Source organism: Corynebacterium sp. ACRPZ, from assembly GCF_022346205.1.
Classification (GTDB): Bacteria; Actinomycetota; Actinomycetes; order Mycobacteriales; family Mycobacteriaceae; genus Corynebacterium; species Corynebacterium lehmanniae.
Genome location: NZ_JAKRMR010000038.1, coordinates 1 through 987 on the forward strand (window position 1 = coordinate 1; position 987 = coordinate 987).

1 protein-coding gene is annotated in these 987 nt (G+C 58.8%); it reads left to right on the top strand.

What is annotated here, in order from left to right; all coding sequences use genetic code 11:
* Positions 1-56: 56 nt before the first annotated feature.
* On the top strand, positions 57-987 hold a 931-nt coding region (locus MHX64_RS11870), incomplete at its 3' end, for an IS256 family transposase (RefSeq protein WP_239357647.1).

Sequence of the window (987 nt, forward strand, 5' to 3'; positions counted from 1 at the left end):
GAGGGTGTCAGGAAGTTTGTGTGTGAGGCTCTGATTGAGAGGGAGTTTCACCGATAATGACTACGGTGTCACCGAAGAAAAACCATGACCCGGCGAGGGTCAACGAGATCAGCGAGAAGCTGATGGAAAATCCTGAGCTTGCCAGCTTGATCAGCGAGCTGTCGGCTTCCGCTGATGATGCAAGCGAGCTGGTCAAAGGCCTACTGCAGGCATCGATCAACGCTGGTCTGCAGGCGGAGATGGATGCGCATTTGGGCTATGGGCATTCCGACCGCAAGACCAAAGCCCAAGTGGAAACCGCACAGGCGACCAATCACCGCAACGGGTCGTACACCAAGACCGTCAATTCTGGCTACGGCGCGGTAGAAGTGACCGTGCCCAGGGATCGTGCCGGCACGTTTGCACCGAAGATGGTGCCCAAGGGTGCACGCCGACTGACTGAGCTCGATGACATGATCGTCTCGCTGTACGCCGGCGGGATGACCGTGCGCGATATTCAGCACCATCTCGCAACCACGCTCGGGGTGGATATGAGCCCGGATACGATCAGCACCATTACCGATGCGGTCTTGGAAGAGGTCATGATCTGGCAGAACCGTCAGCTCGACGAGTTTTACCCGGTGATCTTCCTCGACGCGCTGCGCGTGAAAATCCGTGACGGCCACCGCGTGGTCAACAAGGCTTGCTACATGGCGGTTGGTGTCGACATGGACGGCATCAAGCACATCCTGGGATTGTGGATCGCGGAAAATGAAGGCGCTGCCTTCTGGGCATCGGTGTGCGCGGATCTGGCCAACCGTGGTGTCCAGGACGTGTTCATCGTGTGCTGCGACGGACTCAAAGGCTTGCCGGAAGCTGTGGAGGCAACCTGGCCGAATTCGATGGTGCAGACCTGCATTGTGCACCTGATTCGGGCTGCGAACCGGTGGGTGTCCTACCAGGACCGCAAATCTGTCTCCCGGGCGCTGCGTGAGGTCTACACGGCCG